The following is a 16,983-nucleotide window of genomic DNA, read 5'->3' as shown; positions in this document are numbered from 1 at the left end:
GTCGCCGTCGTGCGCTGCCGCCCGCCGTCAGGCGACGTCCTGGCGGGTCGTGAGGAAGGCTCCGACGACCGCGAGGCCGACCGAGTAGGCGACGAGCACGAGCGCGGCCTGCCACCAGTGGTCGAAGTACTGCGCGGCGGTGGCCGGGTCGACGTTCTGCCCCTGCGTGGGGTCCGAGGTGACGAGCATGTTCGTCGTGAGGTTGCCCGGGATCCACTTGAGAGCGGCGTACCACTCCTTGATCGTGAAGACGATGTTCAGCGCGATCTGGACGACGAGGGTCGCCCCGACGGCGATGAGGGTGGCCGCGATCTGGTTGTGGATGAGCATGCCGACGCCGAAGCCGAAGAGGGTCCACACGGCGAAGGCGATGACGCCGGTGCCGAGCGACTGCCACACCTGCGGCTCGCCGAGGAAGGTGTCCTGGCCCTTGACGAGCGAGATGATCGGCACCGCGCCGGCGAGGCTCGCGGCGGCGTGCAGCACTGCGTAGACGACCCCCACCGCGGCCACGGCGACCGTCTTGGAGACGAGGACGACCCAGCGGTTCGGGGTGCTGAGGAAGGTCGCGGTGATCGTCTTGTGGCGGTACTCGCTCGTGATGAGGATGACGCCGAGAGCGAGCGGGAAGAGCAGCGTCATCTGCTGCACGATGCCCGCGTTGTAGACGATCTGCGCGGTGCCGATGCTCATCCGCGCGAACGGGTTGCCCTGACCGCCCTGGTCACCGGCGCCGGCGGCGTCGCTGCCGACGAGGGCGGCGAAGCCCATCGCGACGAGCGCGGCGAGCAGGGCCATGCCGAGGCCCAGGCCCCACCACAGCCGCGTCGTGAAGACCTTGCGGACCTCGGACCGAATGGCGCCGATCATCGCTCGTCCGCCCCTTCCTCGCCGATGACGGCGTCTCGTTCGGTGGGTGCCCCCACCGCCACCGCGGCGTCGCCGAGGTTGCGGTTCGTGCCCTCGGTGAGGGAGAAGTACAGCTGCTCGAGGTCGGCTCGCTGCGGCTGGAGGCCGTAGACCGGCAGGCCGGCCCGCAGGGCGACGTCGCCGACGAGCCGCAGGTCGGTCGTGTCGGCGACGAGCGCGCCGTCGTCCTGGAGCGTGCTCGTGACGTCGGCGACCCGCAGCGCGCCCGCGAGGGCCTCGGGGTCGCTCGTGCGGACGAGGGCGCCGGGCGTCCCCTCGAGGTCGGCCATCGTCCCGGCACGCACGAGCCGGCCGTTCGCGATGATGACCACGTCGTCGACGGTCTGGGCCACCTCCTGGAGGAGGTGGCTCGAGACGAGGATCGTCTTGCCCTGGCTCGCCAGGTGCTTGAGGAAGCCGCGCAGCCAGCGGATGCCCTCGGGGTCGAGACCGTTGGCCGGCTCGTCGAGGACGAGGACCTCGGGGTCGCCGAGCAGCGCGGCGGCGAGGCCGAGCCGCTGGCGCATCCCCATGCTGTAGCCGCCGGCCCGCTTGCGCGCGGCGGCCGGGATGCCGGTCAGCTCGAGGAGCTCGTCGACGCGCGCGGCCGGGATCGACGCGGTGTCGGCGAGCACGAGCAGGTGGTCGCGACCGCTGCGGCCCGGGTGGAAGTTCGTCGCCTCCAGGGCGGCGCCGACGGTGCCCAGCGGGTGCGGCAGCTGCGCGTAGTCGCGCCCGCCGATGGTGGCGGTGCCGCTCGTCGGGCGCACCAGCCCGAGGAGCATGCGCAGCGTCGTCGTCTTCCCGGCGCCGTTGGGGCCGAGGAAGCCCGTGATGCGGCCCGGCTCGACGTCGAAGCTCAGGTCGTCGACGGCGGTGAAGTCGCCGAAGCGCTTGGTGAGTCCCTGGATCCGGATCTGCCCGTCCCGGGTCCCGGTCGTGGCGGTCATGGTGTCCTCCTGCGAGTCATGGAGCCGATCCTTCCAGCCTCCCGTGGGGTGAGGGTCAACCCCCCGGTGGACGTCACACTCCGCCCGCGGGTGGAGCACCGGCGCGGAACCCGGGCGCGCCCCCGTACGCTGGTCCGGTCATGCACCCTCCCAGACCCTGCCTGCGATGACCCCCTGGCTCCTCCTCGTCCTCGGCGTCGTGCTGACCGTCGGCACGGCGTTCTTCGTCGCCGCGGAGTTCTCCCTCGTGGCCCTCGACCGCCCCGCCGTCCAGCGGGCCGTCGACGCCGGGGAGCCGGGCTCGCGCTCGGTGCTGCGCTCGCACCGCCAGCTGTCCACCGAGCTCTCCGCCTGCCAGGTCGGCATCACGCTCACGACGCTGGTCCTCGGCTTCATCGCCGCGCCGTCGGTGGGCGTGCTGCTCACCGGGCCGCTCGAGGGCGTGGGGCTGTCCGCGGGGGCCGCGGCGTCGGTCGCCTCCGGCGGCGCCTTCGTGCTCGCGACCCTCTTCTCGATGATCGTCGGCGAGATGATCCCCAAGACCCTCGCCGTGTCCCTGCCGATGGCGACCGCGAAGGTCTCGGCCGGCCCGGTCTACTGGTTCGGCGTCGCCGCCAAGCCGCTCGTCTTCGTGCTCAACGCGGTCGCCAACCGCACCCTGCGGGCCCTCGGCATCGAGCCGCAGGAGGAGCTCTCGGCGGCCCGCAGCCCCGCCGAGCTCGCCTCGCTCGTGCGCACCTCCGCGCAGGCCGGCACGCTCGACGAGGGGACGGCCCGGCTCGTCACCGCCTCCCTCGGCTTCGCCGACCAGACCGCCGCCGACGTCATGACCCCCCGCTCGCGCGCCACGTCGGTCGACCGCACCGCCACCGCCGCCGACGTCGTGGCCCTGGCCCGGCGCACCGGCCACTCGCGCTTCCCGGTCGTCGGCACGGACTGGGACGACGTCGACGGCATCGTCCACGTCAAGAAGGCGATCGCCGTGCCGTTCGAGCGCCGCGGCGACGTGCCCGTCTCGGCGCTGATGACCGACGCCGTCTTCGTCCCCGAGACCCTGCGCCTCGACCCGCTCCTCGTCCGGCTGCGCGGCGGTGGGATGCAGCTCGCCGTCGTCGTCGACGAGTACGGCGGCACCTCCGGCGTCGTCACCCTCGAGGACCTCGTCGAGGAGATCGTCGGCGAGGTCAGCGACGAGCACGACCGTGGCCAGACCACCGGCCGCCGGCTGCCGGACGGCTCGTGGTCGGTCCCCGGGCTCTGGCGTCCGGACGAGGTGCGCGCCCGGGTGGGGGTCGAGGTCCCCGAGGGGCCGGCCTACGAGACGGTCGGCGGGTGGGTGATGGCCGCCCTCGGTCGCGTGCCCGCCGTCGGCGACGAGGTCGAGGTCGACGGCTGGACCGCCCGCGTCGTCGACATGGAGGGCCACCGGGTCGACCGGCTGCGGCTGCGGCCCACGCTCGTCGCGACGTCCCGTGAGGCCGTCGACGGGGAGGGCGAGCGATGACCACCGTGGTGCTCACCGTGCTGCTCCTCGCGGCCAACGCCTTCTTCGTCGGCGCGGAGTTCGCCGCGATGTCGGCCCGCCGCAGCCAGCTCGAGCCCCTCGCCGACGCGGGGAGCAAACGCGCCCGGACTGCGCTGGAGGCGTTGCAGCGCACCGGCATCCTGCTCGCGACGGCCCAGCTGGGCATCACCGTCTGCTCGGTGCTGCTCGGTGCGATCTCCGAGGCCGCGCTGCACCACGCGCTCGTGCCGCTCGTCGAGGCGGCGGGCCTGTCCGAGGTCGTCGCCGACGTCCTCGCGCTGGCGCTCGCCCTGGCGATCGTCGTGTTCCTCCACGTCGTCTACGGCGAGATGATCCCCAAGAACATCTCGATCGCGCGTCCGGAGCGGGCGGCGGTCGTCCTCGTGCCGGCGCTCGTCATGGTCTCGCGGGTCGTCGCCCCGGTCATCCACGCGATGGACTGGCTGGCCAAGGCGGTCATCCGGCTCTTCGGGGTGGAGCCCAAGGACGAGGTCGCGTCCGCGTTCACCGCCGAGGAGGTGGCGCACATCCTCGACGAGTCCCGCGACGAGGGCCTCGTCGGCGTCCACGACTACCGCCGGCTCGGTGCCGCGCTCGAGTTCAGCGACAAGGACGCCGCCGACGTCGGCGTGCGCCTCGACGCGCTCGTCACGGTGTCGCCCGAGGCGACCCCGGACGACATCGAGCGGCTCGTCGCCCGGCACGGGTACTCCCGCTACCCGGTGCTCGACGCCTCGGGCGGCCTCGACGGCTACCTCCACCTCAAGGACGTGCTCTACGCCGACGACGAGGAGCGGCACGAGCCGGTGCCGGCCAAGCGGGTCCGCCGGCTGGCCACGGTCCGGCGCGGCGACGAGGTGGAGTCGGTGCTCCAGACGATGCAGGACAGCGGCTCCCACGTCGCCCGCGTCGTCGACGCCGACGGTGGCGTCGTCGGGGTCGTCTTCCTCGAGGACGTCATCGAGGAGCTCGTCGGCGAGGTGTCCGACGCCTCGCAGCGCGGCTGACCGGCGCGTCACGTCTGCTGCCTCACACCGGCGCGGTCCTGGGCGGGCTCGCGCGGGAGGATGGGCGGGAGGCCCTGATGACCACGCTCCACCTGTCCCGCCCGCCCCGCACCCGGACCGCCCGGGGGTGGCCCGGGACCACTCTGCTCGTCGTGCTGGTCCTCGTCGCGCTCAACGCCGTCTACGGCGGTGTCGGGCTGATGGTGAACGGGATGGGCATGCCGCGGGAGTGGCTCGAGCACCTGCCGGTCGACTCGTGGGTGCTGCCCGGGGTGGCCCTGTTCCTGACCGTCGCGGTGCCGCAGGCCCTCGCCGCCGTCGAGGTGTGGCGGGCGGGCGAGCGTGCCCCCCTCGTCGGGCTGGCCGCAGGTGCCGCGCTCGTCCTGTGGATCGTCGTGCAGCTGCTGCTCCTGCGCCGCTACTTCTTCCTCCAGCCGGTCATCGCCGGCCTGGGCCTCGTCGAGATGGGTCTCGCCGCCGCCTGGTGGCGGACGCGGCGAGGCGCCCGGACCTGAGGCCCGGACGCCCCACCGGTGCGGGCGTCAGCCCGGGAAGTGGATGTACCGCCAGCCACCGCGCGGCAGGATGCGGTGGTTGTAGACATGCGGCGGCGACCAGTTGTACTCCTCGTACGAGACGTCGCCGTTGCTGCGGATCCGGTTGACCCACGCGACGTGGCCGTGGCCGTCGGGAACGCCGACCGCCCCGACCCGTGGCGTGCGGTTCACGGTCAGCCGCGCGAGCCCCGCGGCGTGGATCCAGTTCGAGGCGTCGCCCCAGTGCACTCCCCGCCAGTTGTTGTTGAACGCGATCCCGTTGCGCCGGTTGAGTCTCCACGCGACGAACGAGGTGCACTCGCGGGTGAAGAAGTTCCACCGGCCGGGCACGTCGATCGTCGAGTTCTTGTAGGGGTAGTCGTCGACGGGGTCGGCCGCGCCGACCGCGCTCGCGGACTCGGCCGTGACGACGGTCAGCCCTCCGGCGGCGACGGCCCCGAGGCCGAGGCCGAGTGCGGACCGGCGGCCCAGGCGTGCCTCTGGTGTGGTGTCCATGGTGTGTCCCTCCCGTTGGTGGTGCGTCTCCGGGAGCGACCCCCGCCCCCGGGTGCTCGTGAACGTACTCCGGTCGGCGCCCCCCGTCGCGGCGGGGGGCGGCCGACCTCGGCGGTCTCTCAGGACGGCGGAGTGGGCGCGACGCGGCGCAGCACGGTCCAGCCCGTCCAGCCGCGCTCGCGGACGAGCCGCACCAGCTCGGGGGCCACGGGCACCTGGTCGAGGAACATCGAGTCGAGCAGGGCGGCGAGGTCGTCCGGGATGCCGTGCGTCGCGAAGGCGTCCATCTCGTCCGTGTCGGCGGCCTCGAGCTGGGCGACGAGCCGGTCGGCGAGGGCCGGGAGCCGCGGGTCGCCGGGCTCCCAGTCGAGCATCTCGTCGATCTCGCGGTAGAAGTCGGCGATGTCGGGGTCCTCGATCTGCCCGCGCTTGCTCGCGATGTACGCGTCCATCCGCTCCGGCAGCTGGGCGGCGACGAGGATCCAGGCGTCGCGCTCGCCGTCGATGACCCGGCGGGGGAGCCCGAGCTCACGCATCCGTTCGAGGTAGGCGACGGCCTCGGGCGGAAGGGCGAGGCTGTCGCCGGCGGCCAGCCGGGCGATGCGTTCGCGGTGCCGCTGCCGTTCGCGGATCTCGGCCCGCAGGCGGCGGTCGATGTCCTCGACCGCCGCCGCGAACTCCTCGTCGCCGGCTGCGAGCAGCTCCTGGACCCGCGAGAGCGGCACGCCGGCGTCCGCGAGGGTTCGGATGCGCACGAGCTGGACGGCGGCCCCGGCGTCGTAGCGTCGGTACCCGGAGTGGTCTCGCTCCGGTTCCGGGAGAAGCCCTTTCGCGTGGTAGTGACGCACGGCCCGGACGGTGACGCCGGCGTACGACGCGAGCTGGCTGATGGTGAGCACGGGCTCAGTCTGCGACCTTGCGGGCCACGGCGTCGTTGAGCGACGCGCGCCAGCCGTCGGTCCAGCTCGTGACGCCGGTGAGGTGGCGGTCGCAGAAGGCGGCGACGTCGCGGCCGGTGACGTCGCGGACACCTCGTCCCTCCGCGGCGGCGGTCTCGAAGAGCCCGAGGATCGTCGCGAGCGCGCCGATCGACTCGCGGCCGTCGCCCCCGGCGAACCTCCAGACGTACGCCTTGACCTCGCCGTAGACGGTGCGGAAGTCGCGCGGGAGGGCCGCGGCCCGGGCCTCCATCGCCCTCCACTCCTTCTTCTCGCCGATGACCTTGCTGAGGATGCGGTACACGGTGTGCTCCTTCTCGGTGGCTGGTGTGGTGGTGGGTGGGTCAGGCGGTCTTGCGGCGGTAGGTGCGCATCGCGAGGACGTAGGCGAGCACGAGCAGCCCGACGCACCAGGCGACCGACTGCCACCCCTCGCTGCCCACGGGCTCGGCCGCGAGCAGGTGGCGCAGGGTGTCGACGACGGGGGTGACCGGCTGGTGCTCGGCGAACCAGCGCACAGGGCCGGGCATCCCGTCGGTCGGCACGAAGGCCGAGCTGACGAACGGCAGGAAGATCAGCGGGTAGGAGAACCCGCTCACGCCGTCGACCGAGGTCGCGGTGAGGCCGGGGATGACGGCCAGCCAGGTGAGCGCGAGGGTGAGGAGGACGAGCAGGCCCAGCACCCCGAGCCAGCCGAGGAGGCCCGCGCTCGAGCGGAAGCCCATGAGCAGGGCGACGAGCACGACGAGGGCGAGCGAGACGAGGTTGGCGACGACCGACGTGAGGACGTGGCTCCACAGGACCGCCGAGCGGGCGATCGGCATCGACCGGAACCGCTCGACGATGCCCCCGGTGACGTCGGTGAAGAGCCGGAAGGCCGTGTACGCGATGCCGGAGGCGATGGTGATGACGAGGATGCCGGGCAGCAGGTAGTCGACGTAGTCGCTCCGGCTGCCACCGACCTCGATCGCGCCGCCGAGGACGTAGACGAAGAGCAGGAGCATCGCGATCGGGGTGATCGCCGTCGTGATGATCGTGTCGGGGCTGCGCAGGACGTGGCGCAGCGAGCGCTGGGTGAGGACGGCGGTCTCGCCGACGACGTGGGTGCTCATCGCTGGGCTCCTTCGGGGGTCGTGGTGGGTGCGGTCGGCGCGGAGGCGGCGGGGGCCGCGGGGGAGTGGCCGACGATGGCGAGGAAGACCTCCTCGAGGGAGGGCTGCTTCTCGACGTACTCGACGGTCGCCGGGGGGAAGAGCCGCTTGAGCTCGGCGAGCGTGCCCTCGGCGATGATCCGGCCCTCGTGGAGGATCGAGATGCGGTCGGCCAGCTGCTCGGCCTCCTCGAGGTACTGCGTCGTGAGCAGGACCGTCGTTCCACGGCCGGCCAGCTCCTTGACGGTGCGCCACACCTCGATCCGCGCCTGCGGGTCGAGGCCGGTCGTCGGCTCGTCGAGGAAGAGGACCGCCGGGTCGCCGATGAGGCTCATCGCGATGTCGAGCCGGCGCTTCATCCCGCCCGAGTACGTCGACACCTTGCGGCCCCCCGCCTCGACGAGGTCGAAGCGGGTGAGCAGCCCGTCCGCGACCGCGCCGGCGTCCGCGACGCGGCGGAGCCGGCCGACGAGGACGAGGTTCTCGCGGCCGGTCAGCACCTCGTCGACCGCGGCGAACTGGCCGGTGAGGCTGATCGACGCGCGGACGCGGTCGGCCTCGGTGGCGACGTCGTGCCCGTCGACGGTGGCGGAGCCGCCGTCGGCCCGCAGGAGGGTCGAGAGGATCCGCACGGCCGTCGTCTTGCCCGCCCCGTTCGAGCCGAGGAGGGCGTGCACGGTGCCCGGCACGACGTCGAGGTCGACGCCGCTCAGCACCTGGTGGTCACCGTAGGACTTGGTCAGCCCGACGGTCCGGATGGCGTGTTCTGTGGTCATGGCACAGAGCGTGGAGGGTTGACGCTGCGTCAAGGTCAAGCGCGGTTTCCCGGGCAGCCTCGGCCGGCCGGCCCGGACGCGGCGAGGCCCGAGGTCCGTCGCCGTGGAAGGAGGGGCGCCCGGTCGGCTATCCGGCTGTGGAGGAGTCGAACTCGTGCTCGAGCACGGCCATGACCACGTCGTCGTGCCAGCGACCGTCGAGGAAGCAGGTCTCCCGCTCCCGCCCCTCCTCGACAAAGCCGCAGGCACGGTAGGTGGCGCGGGCCCGGTGGTTGTCGTCGAGGACGCGCAGGTCGACCCGGTGCAGCCCGAGTGGGCCGAACGCGTACCCGAGGACGAGCCGGGTCGCCCGTCGCCCGAGCCCGCGACCCAGCCAGGAGGGGTGGTAGAGCCCGACGGCGTAGCGGGCCCGGCGGTCGACGGGGTCGACGCCGTGGAGGAAGGCGGCCCCCACGGCCTCGCCGCCGACGTCGAGGACCCAGTGGATGCGGTTCGGCTCCGACGCCCCCCGCTCCCAGTTCGCGGACCAGCGCTCGAGCTCGTCGTCGGTCATCGCCCGGGTGCCCGTCGACGAGCCGTACGCGCGTTCGATCTCGGCGTGCCACCCGTGCCGGCGGCGGGCCGCGCGGTCCTCGGGCCGCAGCGCCCGGAGGGTCAGCGGGTCGGCGGTCAGGCTCGGGGCGTCCACCCGGCGATCGTCGCGGACCCGCCGCGGCACGGCAATCGCGGCTCCCGTCGTGCCCCGGGAGGGCCCGCCGTCACGGTCACCGTCGCCGTCGGCGTGCGCTGCGAGTGAGTTCTCGGAGCACGCACCGTCCGCGCCGGCCGCTAGCGTGGACGGATGGCGCTGCTGCACGAGGCGACGATCTCGCCCCGCAAGGACGAGCTCGTCACCCCGTGGCTCCGTACGAGGCCGTGGTGGGACGGCTCGGACGAGCGGGGGCCGGCGGGGTCCTTCCGGCTGGATGACCCGAGGGGAACCGTGGGGATGGAGTGCTTTCTCCTCGGGTCGGCGTCGGGGTCCACCCTCTTCGTCCCTCTGACCTACCGCGACACCTCGCTGGCCGGTTCCGACGCGAGCCTGCTCGGCACCATGGAGCACTCGGTGCTCGGCACCCGGTACGTGTACGACGCGTGCGCCGACCCTGTCTTCGTCGCGACCGTGCTCGACACGATCCGCTCCGGCGGCCGCCAGGCCGAGCTCACCGTGCGGCGCTCCGACGGGACCGAGGTCGAGCGCCCACCGGACGCGACGGCCTCGGGGGAGGGGGTCGCGGACGTGCCGCGCCACGACCCCCTACGGCCCGTGTCCGCGGTGGACGGGCCGGACCGGACGACGGTCACCGCCGCGGGCGTCGCACTCACCGTCGTGCGCCGGCTGGGTGAGGCGCCACCCGGGCCGGCCCTGACCGGCCGCCTCGCCGGGGGCAGCCGGTACCGCCTGGTCGTCGTCACCGGCTGAGTGCCCGAGCGGTCCGTCACCGCGCGTTCCGCGACGACGAAGGCCCGGTCCGACGGCGCTGCGCGCCTGAGGACCGGGCCCTTCGTTTCGTGCCCCCGGTAGGATTCGAACCTACGCTCCCGCCTCCGGAGGGCGGTGCTCTATCCCCTGAGCTACGGGGGCGGGCAAAACCGGCGACGCGGCACGAAACCGCGGCGCTCGGAGAGGCTAGCAGCCTACGCTGGGGTGCATGGAATCCGGGTCGGAGGACCCCGGAGCCGCGCCCCTCGTCCTCGTGTGCGACGACACCGAGGCGATCCGACGGCTGCTCCGGATCAACCTCGAGCTCGCCGGCTTCGCCGTCGAGGAGGCGGCCGACGGCCACGAGGCGATGTCGCGTCTCATCGACCTCGAACAGCGCTGCCCGGACGTCGTCGTCCTCGACTCGCAGATGGCCCCCTACGACGGCTGGTGGGCGATCGCCGCCATCCGGTCCCACCCCCGCCTCGACCACGTCCCGGTCGCCCTCGTCACGGCCACCGCCTCCGACCTCGTGAGCCCCGAGGTGAGCGGGGCCGGCTTCGACGCCTACGTCAGCAAGCCGTTCGACCCCGACGAGCTCGTGGCGACCGTCTCACGCCTCGCGGCGGCCGGTCGGGGCCCGACGCGGCGTCCGTAGACTTGCCCGGGTGACCCCCGAAGAGCTCTCGGCCGCCATCCGCGGCGCCCTCCAGTCCGCCGTCGACTCCGGTGACCTCGCCGTCACCGTGCCCGACGAGGTCCGGGTGGAGCGTCCGCGGAACCGCGACCACGGGGACTGGTCCACCAACGTCGCCCTCCAGCTCGCCAAGGGTGCGGGGATGAACCCGCGCGACCTCGCCACCGCCCTCGCGGGCCACCTCGCCGGGGTCGGCGGCGTCAAGGCCGTCGACGTCGCCGGGCCGGGGTTCCTCAACATCACCCTCGACGCCGCGTCCGCCGGCGAGCTGGCCCGCAGCATCGTCGAGGCGGGGGAGGCGTACGGCCGCAACGAGTCCGAGGCCGGCCACGTCATCAACCTCGAGTACATCTCGGCCAACCCCACCGGGCCCCTGCACCTGGGGCACACCCGATGGGCCGCGCTCGGCGACGCGATGGCCCGGCAGCTCGCGGCCTCCGGGGCCACGGTGACGAGCGAGTACTACATCAACGACGCCGGCGCCCAGATGGACAAGTTCGCGGCGTCCGTCCTGGCCCGGGCCAAGGGCGAGCCGACCCCCGAGGGCGGCTACCCCGGTGAGTACGTCGACGACCTCGCGGCCACGGCGCTCGCCGCGCGTCCCGACCTCGTCGACCTGCCGCACGAGGAGGCCCTCGCCGTCGCCCGCGAGCTCGCCTACGCCGCGCAGCTCCGGGACATCCAGGAGACCCTCACCGACTTCGGTGTGCACTTCGACGTCTGGTTCTCCGAGAAGGAGCTCCACGACGGCGGCGCCATCGAGCAGGCGGTCGCCCGGCTGCGCGAGCAGGGTCACGTGTTCGACGCCGAGGGCGCCGTCTGGCTGCGCACCACCGACTTCACCGACGACAAGGACCGCGTCCTGGTCCGGGCCAACGGCGAGCCCACCTACTTCGCCGCCGACGCCGCGTACTACCTGTCCAAGAAGGACCGCGGCTTCGACGAGAAGATCTACCTCCTCGGCGCCGACCACCACGGCTACATCAACCGGCTCAAGGCCATCGCGGCCTGCGCGGGCGACGACCCCGAGCACAACATCGAGGTCCGCATCGGCCAGCTCGTCGACCTCAACGGCGCCAGGCTCTCCAAGCGGGCCGGCAACATCATCGAGCTGCGCGACCTCATCTCGTGGATCGGCACCGACGCCATCCGCTACTCGCTCGCGCGGTACCCGGCCGACAGCCCGCTGAGCCTCGACGGCGAGGACCTGCGCAAGCAGACCAACGACAACCCGGTCTTCTACGTGCAGTACGCCCACGCGCGGACCGCGAACGTCGCGCGGCTCGCGGCCGAGGACGGCGTGCACCGGGCCGACGGCTTCGACGCCTCGCTGCTCGGGGACCCCACGGAGGCCGCGCTGCTGGCGGTCCTCGGCGACTTCCCGCGCGTCGTGGCCCAGGCCGCGCACCTGCGCGAGCCGCACCGCGTCGCGCGCTACCTCGAAGAGCTCGCCGCCCGCTTCCACAAGTGGTACGACACCTGTCGCGTGCGCCCGATGAACGCCGACGAGGAGGTCACCGACCTCCACCGGACGCGGCTGTGGCTCAACGACGCCACCCGCCGGGTGCTCGCCAACGGCCTCGACCTGCTCGGCGTCTCGGCGCCCGAGCGGATGTAGGAGCCGGCCGGTGCGCGCCCACGAGGCCGGCGCCCTCCACGCCGAGGGCTACGGCGGACCCCCGCTCTACCTGCCGTACCCGAGTGATGTCATGGAGCTGTTGCCGCAGCTCTGGGCGGGGTCGGTGACGCGCGACGACGCGGGCCGGCTCACGGTGGCCGGCGTCGACGTCGTCACGCTCGCCGAGCGCCACGGCACCGCGGCCTACGTCCTCGACGAGGACGACTTCCGTTCTCGCGCACGGGCGTTCCGCGACGGCTTCGGGGCCTCCTTCGAGCGGTTCGGTGGGGCCGACGTCTACTACGCCGGCAAGGCGTTCCTCTGCACGGCGGTCGCCCGCTGGGTCGACGAGGAGGGCCTGTACCTCGACGTCTGCACCGGTGGCGAGCTGGCCGTGGCCCGTCGGGCGGCCTTCCCGCCGGAGCGGATCGCGTTCCACGGCAACAACAAGACCGTCGCCGAGCTGCGCGACGCCCTCGAGTACGGGGTGGGGCGCATCGTCGTCGACTCCTTCGACGAGATCGACCGGGTCGTCGCCCTCGCCTCCGAGCTCGGGGTGCGCGCCCCGGTGATGGTCCGCGTCACCGTCGGGGTCGAGGCGCACACCCACGAGTTCATCGCCACCGGCCACGAGGACCAGAAGTTCGGCTTCAGCCTCGCCGGCGGCCAGGCGATGGAGGCCGTCGCCCGGCTGCTGGCCCATCCGGACGCGGTCGACCTGCGCGGGGTGCACAGCCACATCGGCAGCCAGATCTTCGACACCGGCGGCTTCGAGGCGGCCATCCACCGCCTCGTTGGCCTCCACGCGCAGGTCGAGGCCGAGCACGGCGTCCCGATGCCGGAGATCGACCTCGGGGGCGGCTACGGCATCGCCTACACCTCGCAGCACACGCCGCTGCCCCCGGCCGTCCTCGCCGAGGCGATGGCCGACATCGTCGAGCGCGAGTTCAAGGCCCTCGGCGACGGCGACAACAGCCGGGTCCCGCGCGTCTCCGTCGAGCCGGGGCGGGCCATCGTCGGCCCGAGCACCTTCACCCTCTACGAGGTCGGCACGGTCAAGCGCGTCGAGCTCGGCGGCGGCCACGCCCGCACCTACGTCGCCGTCGACGGCGGGATGAGCGACAACGCCCGCCCGGCCCTCTACGAGGCCGACTACTCGTGCACGCTGGCCAACCGCGCCTCCACCGCCGAGCCCGTGCTCGCGCGCGTGGTCGGCCGGCACTGCGAGAGCGGCGACATCGTCGTCCTCGACGAGTACCTCCCGGCCGACACCCGGCCCGGCGACCTCGTCGCGGTCCCCGGCACCGGGGCCTACTGCCGCAGCCTGTCCAGCCAGTACAACCACACCCCCCGCCCGCCCGTCGTCGCGGTCCGCGACGGGGAGAGCAGGGTCATCGTCCGTCGTGAGACCATCGACGACCTGCTCGCCCTCGACGTGGCGGACGCGTGAGCCCCGAGACCGAGGAGACCCAGCCCCCGATGGCCCACGAACCCGGCGCCCCGCTGCGCGTCGCCCTGCTCGGCTGCGGCGTCGTCGGCTCCTCCGTCGCGCGGATGCTGCTCGAGCAGGCCGACGACCTCGCCGCCCGGGCCGGCGCACCCCTCGAGCTCGTCGGCATCGCCGTCCGCCGCCCCGGCCGGCCGCGGCCGGACGTGCCCGTCGACCCCTCGCTCTTCACCACCGACGCCGACGAGCTCGTCACCCGCGCCGACGTCGTCATCGAGGTGATCGGCGGCATCGACCCCGCCCGCGGCCTCATCCTGCGCGCGATGGAGCACGGCGCGTCGGTGGTCTCGGCGAACAAGGCCCTGCTCGCCGAGGACGGGCCGACCCTCTTCGAGGCGGCCGCACGGCACGGCGTCGACCTCTACTACGAGGCGGCCGTCGCCGGCGCCATCCCCATCCTCCGGCCGGTGCAGGAGTCCCTCGCCGGCGACCACGTCCGCAAGGTCATGGGCATCGTCAACGGCACGACGAACTTCGTCCTCGACAAGATGGACGTCTCCGGCGCGGGCTTCGCCGAGACCGTCGAGCAGGCCCAGGCCCTCGGGTACGCCGAGGCCGACCCCACCGCCGACGTCGAGGGCTTCGACGCCGCCGCGAAGGCCGCGATCCTCGCGAGCATGGCCTTCCACACGCGCGTCTCCTCGGCCGACGTGCACCGCGAGGGCATCACCGAGGTCACCGCGGCCGACATCCGGGCCGCGCGCGAGAACGACTGCGTCGTCAAGCTGCTCGCCATCTGCGAGCGGGTCACCGCCGACGGCACCGACGCCGTCAGCGTCCGCGTGCACCCGGCGATGGTCCCGAGGTCGCACCCGCTGGCCAGCGTCCGCGAGGCCTTCAACGCGGTGTTCGTCGAGGCCGAGGCCGCCGGTGAGCTGATGTTCTACGGCCGCGGCGCCGGCGGCGACCCCACGGCCTCGGCCGTCCTCGGCGACGTCGTGGCCGTCGCGCGCCACCGGGTCGCGGGGGGGCGCGGGCCGGGGGAGTCGGCCTACGCCGACCTGCCGGTCGTCGACATGGGCCGGGCGGTCACGAGGTACCACATCAGCCTCGACGTCGCCGACCGCCCGGGGGTGCTCGCCCAGGTGGCGGCCGCCTTCGCCGAGCACGGCGTCTCCATCGAGACCGTCCGCCAGCAGGTCGACCCCGAGGGCGACGGTCGGGCGCAGCTCATCGTCGTCACCCACCGGGCCAGCGACGCCGCGTTGTCCGCCACCGTCGACGCCCTCGCGGCGCTCGACGCCGTCGACGACGTCGCCTCCGTCATGCGCGTGGAAGGAGCCTGACCGTGGCGCACCAGTGGCGCGGAGTCATCCGCGAGTACGCCGACCGCCTCCCGAGCCTCGAGGGCGCCCCGGTCGTCACCCTCCACGAGGGCGGCACGCCGCTCATCCCGTGCGAGAACCTCTCGGCGACGACGGGGGCCAACGTCCTCGTCAAGTACGAGGGGCTCAACCCCACCGCGTCCTTCAAGGACCGCGGGATGACGGCGGCGATCTCGGCGGCCAAGCTCGCGGGCGCCAGGGCGGTCATCTGCGCCAGCACCGGCAACACGAGCGCCAGCGCCGCCGCCTACGCCGTCAAGGCGGGGATGACCTGTGCCGTGCTCGTGCCCGACGGCAAGATCGCGATGGGCAAGCTGAGCCAGGCGATCGCCCACGGCGCCACCCTCATCCAGGTCGAGGGCAACTTCGACGACTGCCTCACCGTGGCCCGCAAGCTCGCCGAGTCCTACCCCGTCGAGCTCGTCAACTCGGTCAACCCGGCCCGCATCGAGGGCCAGAAGACGGCGGCCTTCGAGGTCGTCGACGCGCTCGGCGACGCCCCGGACATCCACGTCCTGCCGGTCGGCAACGCCGGCAACATCACGGCCTACTGGAAGGGCTACACCGAGTACGCCTCTGCCACAACGGGTCTGGGCGGTGGGCTGCTCGAGCCCGTCGCCACCCGCCGCCCGCAGATGTGGGGGTTCCAGGCCGCCGGGGCGGCGCCGATCGTCCTCGGCCACCCGGTCGACCACCCCGAGACCGTCGCCACCGCCATCCGCATCGGCAACCCCGCCTCGTGGAAGCAGGCCGAGGCCGCACGTGACGAGTCCGGCGGCCTCATCGACTCGGTCACCGACGACGAGATCCTCGAGGCGCACCGGCTCCTGTCCTCCACGGAGGGCGTGTTCGTCGAGCCCGGGTCGGCCGCGAGCATCGCCGGGCTCCTGAAGATGCACCGTGCCGGACGGGTGCCCGCCGACGCGACGATCGTCTGCACCGTCACGGGACACGGCCTCAAGGACCCCCAGTGGGCCCTGCGCACCGCGCACGGCTCCGACGTCGAGCCCGTCCGGGTCCCCGTCGACGCGTACTCGGTCGCGGCCGCCCTCGGCCTCGAGGGGTGACCGGGGTGCTGCGGCCGGGCGTCGCCGTCGAGGTGCGCGTCCCGGCGAGCAGCGCCAACCTCGGCCCGGGCTTCGACTCCGTCGGGTGCGCCCTCGGGGTGTGGGACGCGTGCCGGGTCACCGTCACCGAGGCACCGGGCCTCGTCGTGCTGGTCGAGGGAGAGGGCGCCGGTGCGGTGCCGCTCGACGAGACCCATCTCGTGCACCGCGCCATGCGCACCGCCTGGGCCGAGGCCGGGGTCGAGCCACCCGGCGGCCTGCGCCTCGAGTGCGTCAACGCGGTGCCGCACGGCCGGGGAATGGGCTCATCCGCCACCGCCATCGTCACCGGGATCGTCGCGGCCCTCGGGCTCGCGTCCGCCTCCGCGGGGCGGGGCGGCGACGTCGACCTCGCCGCCGCCAACTCGCTGGCCGCCCGGCTCGAGGGCCACCCGGACAACGCCTCGGCCAGCGTCTTCGGCGGCGTCACGCTGTCGTGGACCGAGGGCGACGCGACGACCACCGTCCGCCTGCCGGTGCACCCGGACGTCGAGCCCGTCGTCTTCGCACCGGAGACCCAGCTGTCCACCGCGCGCGCCCGCTCGGTGCTGCCGCAGCAGGTCCGGCTCGCCGACGCCGCGGCCAACTCGGCCCGGGCGGCGCTGCTCGCGCACGCCCTCGCCTCGGCGCCCGAGCACCTCGTCGAGGCGACGCGCGACTGGCTGCACCAGGAGGCGCGGCGCGGCTCGTACGCGGCCTCGATGGACCTCGTCGACGCCCTGCGGGCCGACGGTCACGCGGCCGCGATCTCGGGGGCCGGGCCGTCCGTCCTCGTCCTCGCCCGGCGCGAGCGCGTCGACGCCGCCCGCCGCCACGCCCCGGACGGCTGGCGCGTGCTCACCCCGGGGATCCCGCAGCAGGGCACCTCGGTGCAGGTCCTCGACGAGGGCTGATCCCGCGCTCGTCCGTGTCGTCCCTCGTCACGGACCTGCGGTGGTACTGTGGGAGCGCGTCCGCAGC

At 73.7% G+C, this 16,983-nt stretch carries 18 protein-coding genes and 1 tRNA gene; 10 read left to right on the top strand and 9 right to left on the bottom strand.

Going from position 1 to position 16,983, the window contains the following annotated elements; translation table 11 throughout:
- Positions 1-27 precede the first annotated feature (27 nt).
- Both JQN70_RS09780 and JQN70_RS09775 read right to left on the bottom strand, forming a co-directional pair.
- Positions 28-870: an ABC transporter permease subunit gene (locus JQN70_RS09780; RefSeq protein ID WP_204131143.1), complete on the bottom strand. Its 843-nt coding sequence runs from the start codon at positions 868-870 to the stop codon at positions 28-30.
- Complete coding sequence (locus JQN70_RS09775; protein WP_204131142.1) at positions 867-1,859, bottom strand: ABC transporter ATP-binding protein; 993 nt, start codon at positions 1,857-1,859, stop codon at positions 867-869. Before JQN70_RS09775 ends, JQN70_RS09780 begins: the two co-directional genes overlap by 4 nt.
- 166 nt (positions 1,860-2,025) lie before the next feature.
- Here JQN70_RS09775 and JQN70_RS09770 point away from each other — a divergent pair, with 166 nt between their 5' ends.
- The 3 genes from JQN70_RS09770 (at position 2,026) to JQN70_RS09760 (ending at position 4,906) form a co-directional block, all read left to right on the top strand.
- Positions 2,026-3,363 (top strand): hemolysin family protein, encoded by a 1,338-nt coding sequence (locus tag JQN70_RS09770; protein ID WP_204131141.1) that lies wholly within the window; start codon positions 2,026-2,028, stop codon positions 3,361-3,363.
- The gene (locus tag JQN70_RS09765; RefSeq protein WP_204131140.1) at positions 3,360-4,391 is read left to right on the top strand and encodes a hemolysin family protein; all 1,032 of its coding nucleotides are present in this window, start codon (positions 3,360-3,362) and stop codon (positions 4,389-4,391) included. Before JQN70_RS09770 ends, JQN70_RS09765 begins: the two co-directional genes overlap by 4 nt.
- Positions 4,392-4,468: 77 nt before the next feature.
- Positions 4,469-4,906, top strand: a complete 438-nt coding sequence (locus JQN70_RS09760) for a hypothetical protein (protein WP_204131139.1) — start codon at positions 4,469-4,471, stop codon at positions 4,904-4,906.
- Positions 4,907-4,933: 27 nt separating this feature from the next.
- Here the strand turns inward: JQN70_RS09760 and JQN70_RS09755 are convergent, their stop codons facing one another.
- The 6 genes from JQN70_RS09755 to JQN70_RS09730 all read right to left on the bottom strand — a co-directional run bounded on the left by JQN70_RS09755 (position 4,934) and on the right by JQN70_RS09730 (position 8,996).
- A complete protein-coding gene (locus JQN70_RS09755; protein WP_204131138.1) occupies positions 4,934-5,443 on the bottom strand; it encodes a CHAP domain-containing protein in 510 nt (169 codons plus the stop codon).
- Between the two features lie 119 nt (positions 5,444-5,562).
- Positions 5,563-6,342, bottom strand: coding sequence for a MerR family transcriptional regulator (locus tag JQN70_RS09750; RefSeq protein ID WP_204131137.1), 780 nt, complete (start codon positions 6,340-6,342; stop codon positions 5,563-5,565).
- Positions 6,343-6,346: 4 nt separating this feature from the next.
- Positions 6,347-6,685, bottom strand: coding sequence for a DUF1048 domain-containing protein (locus JQN70_RS09745; RefSeq protein ID WP_204131136.1), 339 nt, complete (start codon positions 6,683-6,685; stop codon positions 6,347-6,349).
- 40 nt (positions 6,686-6,725) lie between these two features.
- A complete protein-coding gene (locus JQN70_RS09740) occupies positions 6,726-7,493 on the bottom strand; it encodes an ABC transporter permease (protein WP_204131135.1) in 768 nt (255 codons plus the stop codon).
- Positions 7,490-8,308 (bottom strand): ABC transporter ATP-binding protein, encoded by an 819-nt coding sequence (locus tag JQN70_RS09735; protein ID WP_204131134.1) that lies wholly within the window; start codon positions 8,306-8,308, stop codon positions 7,490-7,492. Before JQN70_RS09735 ends, JQN70_RS09740 begins: the two co-directional genes overlap by 4 nt.
- Positions 8,309-8,435: 127 nt before the next feature.
- Positions 8,436-8,996, bottom strand: a complete 561-nt coding sequence (locus tag JQN70_RS09730) for a GNAT family N-acetyltransferase (protein WP_204131133.1) — start codon at positions 8,994-8,996, stop codon at positions 8,436-8,438.
- Between the two features lie 153 nt (positions 8,997-9,149).
- On the opposite strand from JQN70_RS09730, the gene JQN70_RS09725 reads away from it, so the two are divergent.
- The gene (locus JQN70_RS09725; protein WP_204131132.1) at positions 9,150-9,770 is read left to right on the top strand and encodes a maltokinase N-terminal cap-like domain-containing protein; all 621 of its coding nucleotides are present in this window, start codon (positions 9,150-9,152) and stop codon (positions 9,768-9,770) included.
- A gap of 90 nt (positions 9,771-9,860) precedes the next feature.
- On the opposite strand, the gene JQN70_RS09720 is transcribed toward JQN70_RS09725, so the two are convergent.
- Positions 9,861-9,932 (bottom strand) — tRNA-Arg (locus JQN70_RS09720).
- A 67-nt stretch (positions 9,933-9,999) separates the two neighbouring features.
- Here JQN70_RS09720 and JQN70_RS09715 point away from each other — a divergent pair.
- The 6 genes from JQN70_RS09715 to thrB are packed head-to-tail and all read left to right on the top strand — an operon-like array spanning position 10,000 to position 16,916.
- Entirely contained in the window at positions 10,000-10,428 is a 429-nt protein-coding gene (locus JQN70_RS09715; RefSeq protein ID WP_204131131.1) for a response regulator, read from the top strand.
- 10 nt (positions 10,429-10,438) lie between these two features.
- The gene (gene argS, locus JQN70_RS09710) at positions 10,439-12,085 is read left to right on the top strand and encodes an arginine--tRNA ligase (RefSeq protein WP_204131130.1); all 1,647 of its coding nucleotides are present in this window, start codon (positions 10,439-10,441) and stop codon (positions 12,083-12,085) included.
- Positions 12,086-12,095: 10 nt separating this feature from the next.
- Positions 12,096-13,535, top strand: a complete 1,440-nt coding sequence (lysA, locus tag JQN70_RS09705) for a diaminopimelate decarboxylase (protein WP_204131129.1) — start codon at positions 12,096-12,098, stop codon at positions 13,533-13,535.
- 29 nt (positions 13,536-13,564) lie between these two features.
- A complete protein-coding gene (locus tag JQN70_RS09700; RefSeq protein ID WP_204131213.1) occupies positions 13,565-14,878 on the top strand; it encodes a homoserine dehydrogenase in 1,314 nt (437 codons plus the stop codon).
- A gap of 2 nt (positions 14,879-14,880) precedes the next feature.
- Positions 14,881-15,984, top strand: a complete 1,104-nt coding sequence (gene thrC, locus JQN70_RS09695; RefSeq protein ID WP_204131128.1) for a threonine synthase — start codon at positions 14,881-14,883, stop codon at positions 15,982-15,984.
- A 5-nt stretch (positions 15,985-15,989) separates the two neighbouring features.
- On the top strand, positions 15,990-16,916 hold the full coding sequence (gene thrB / locus JQN70_RS09690; protein WP_204131127.1) for a homoserine kinase: 927 nt from the start codon (positions 15,990-15,992) through the stop codon (positions 16,914-16,916).
- Positions 16,917-16,983: the final 67 nt, after the last annotated feature.

Origin of the sequence: Phycicoccus sonneratiae (genome assembly GCF_016887965.1) — a bacterium.
In the GTDB taxonomy this organism is placed as follows: domain Bacteria; phylum Actinomycetota; class Actinomycetes; order Actinomycetales; family Dermatophilaceae; genus Phycicoccus; species Phycicoccus sonneratiae.
Note: the sequence above shows the minus strand (reverse complement) of the source record. Positions and strands in the feature narration are given on the sequence as shown.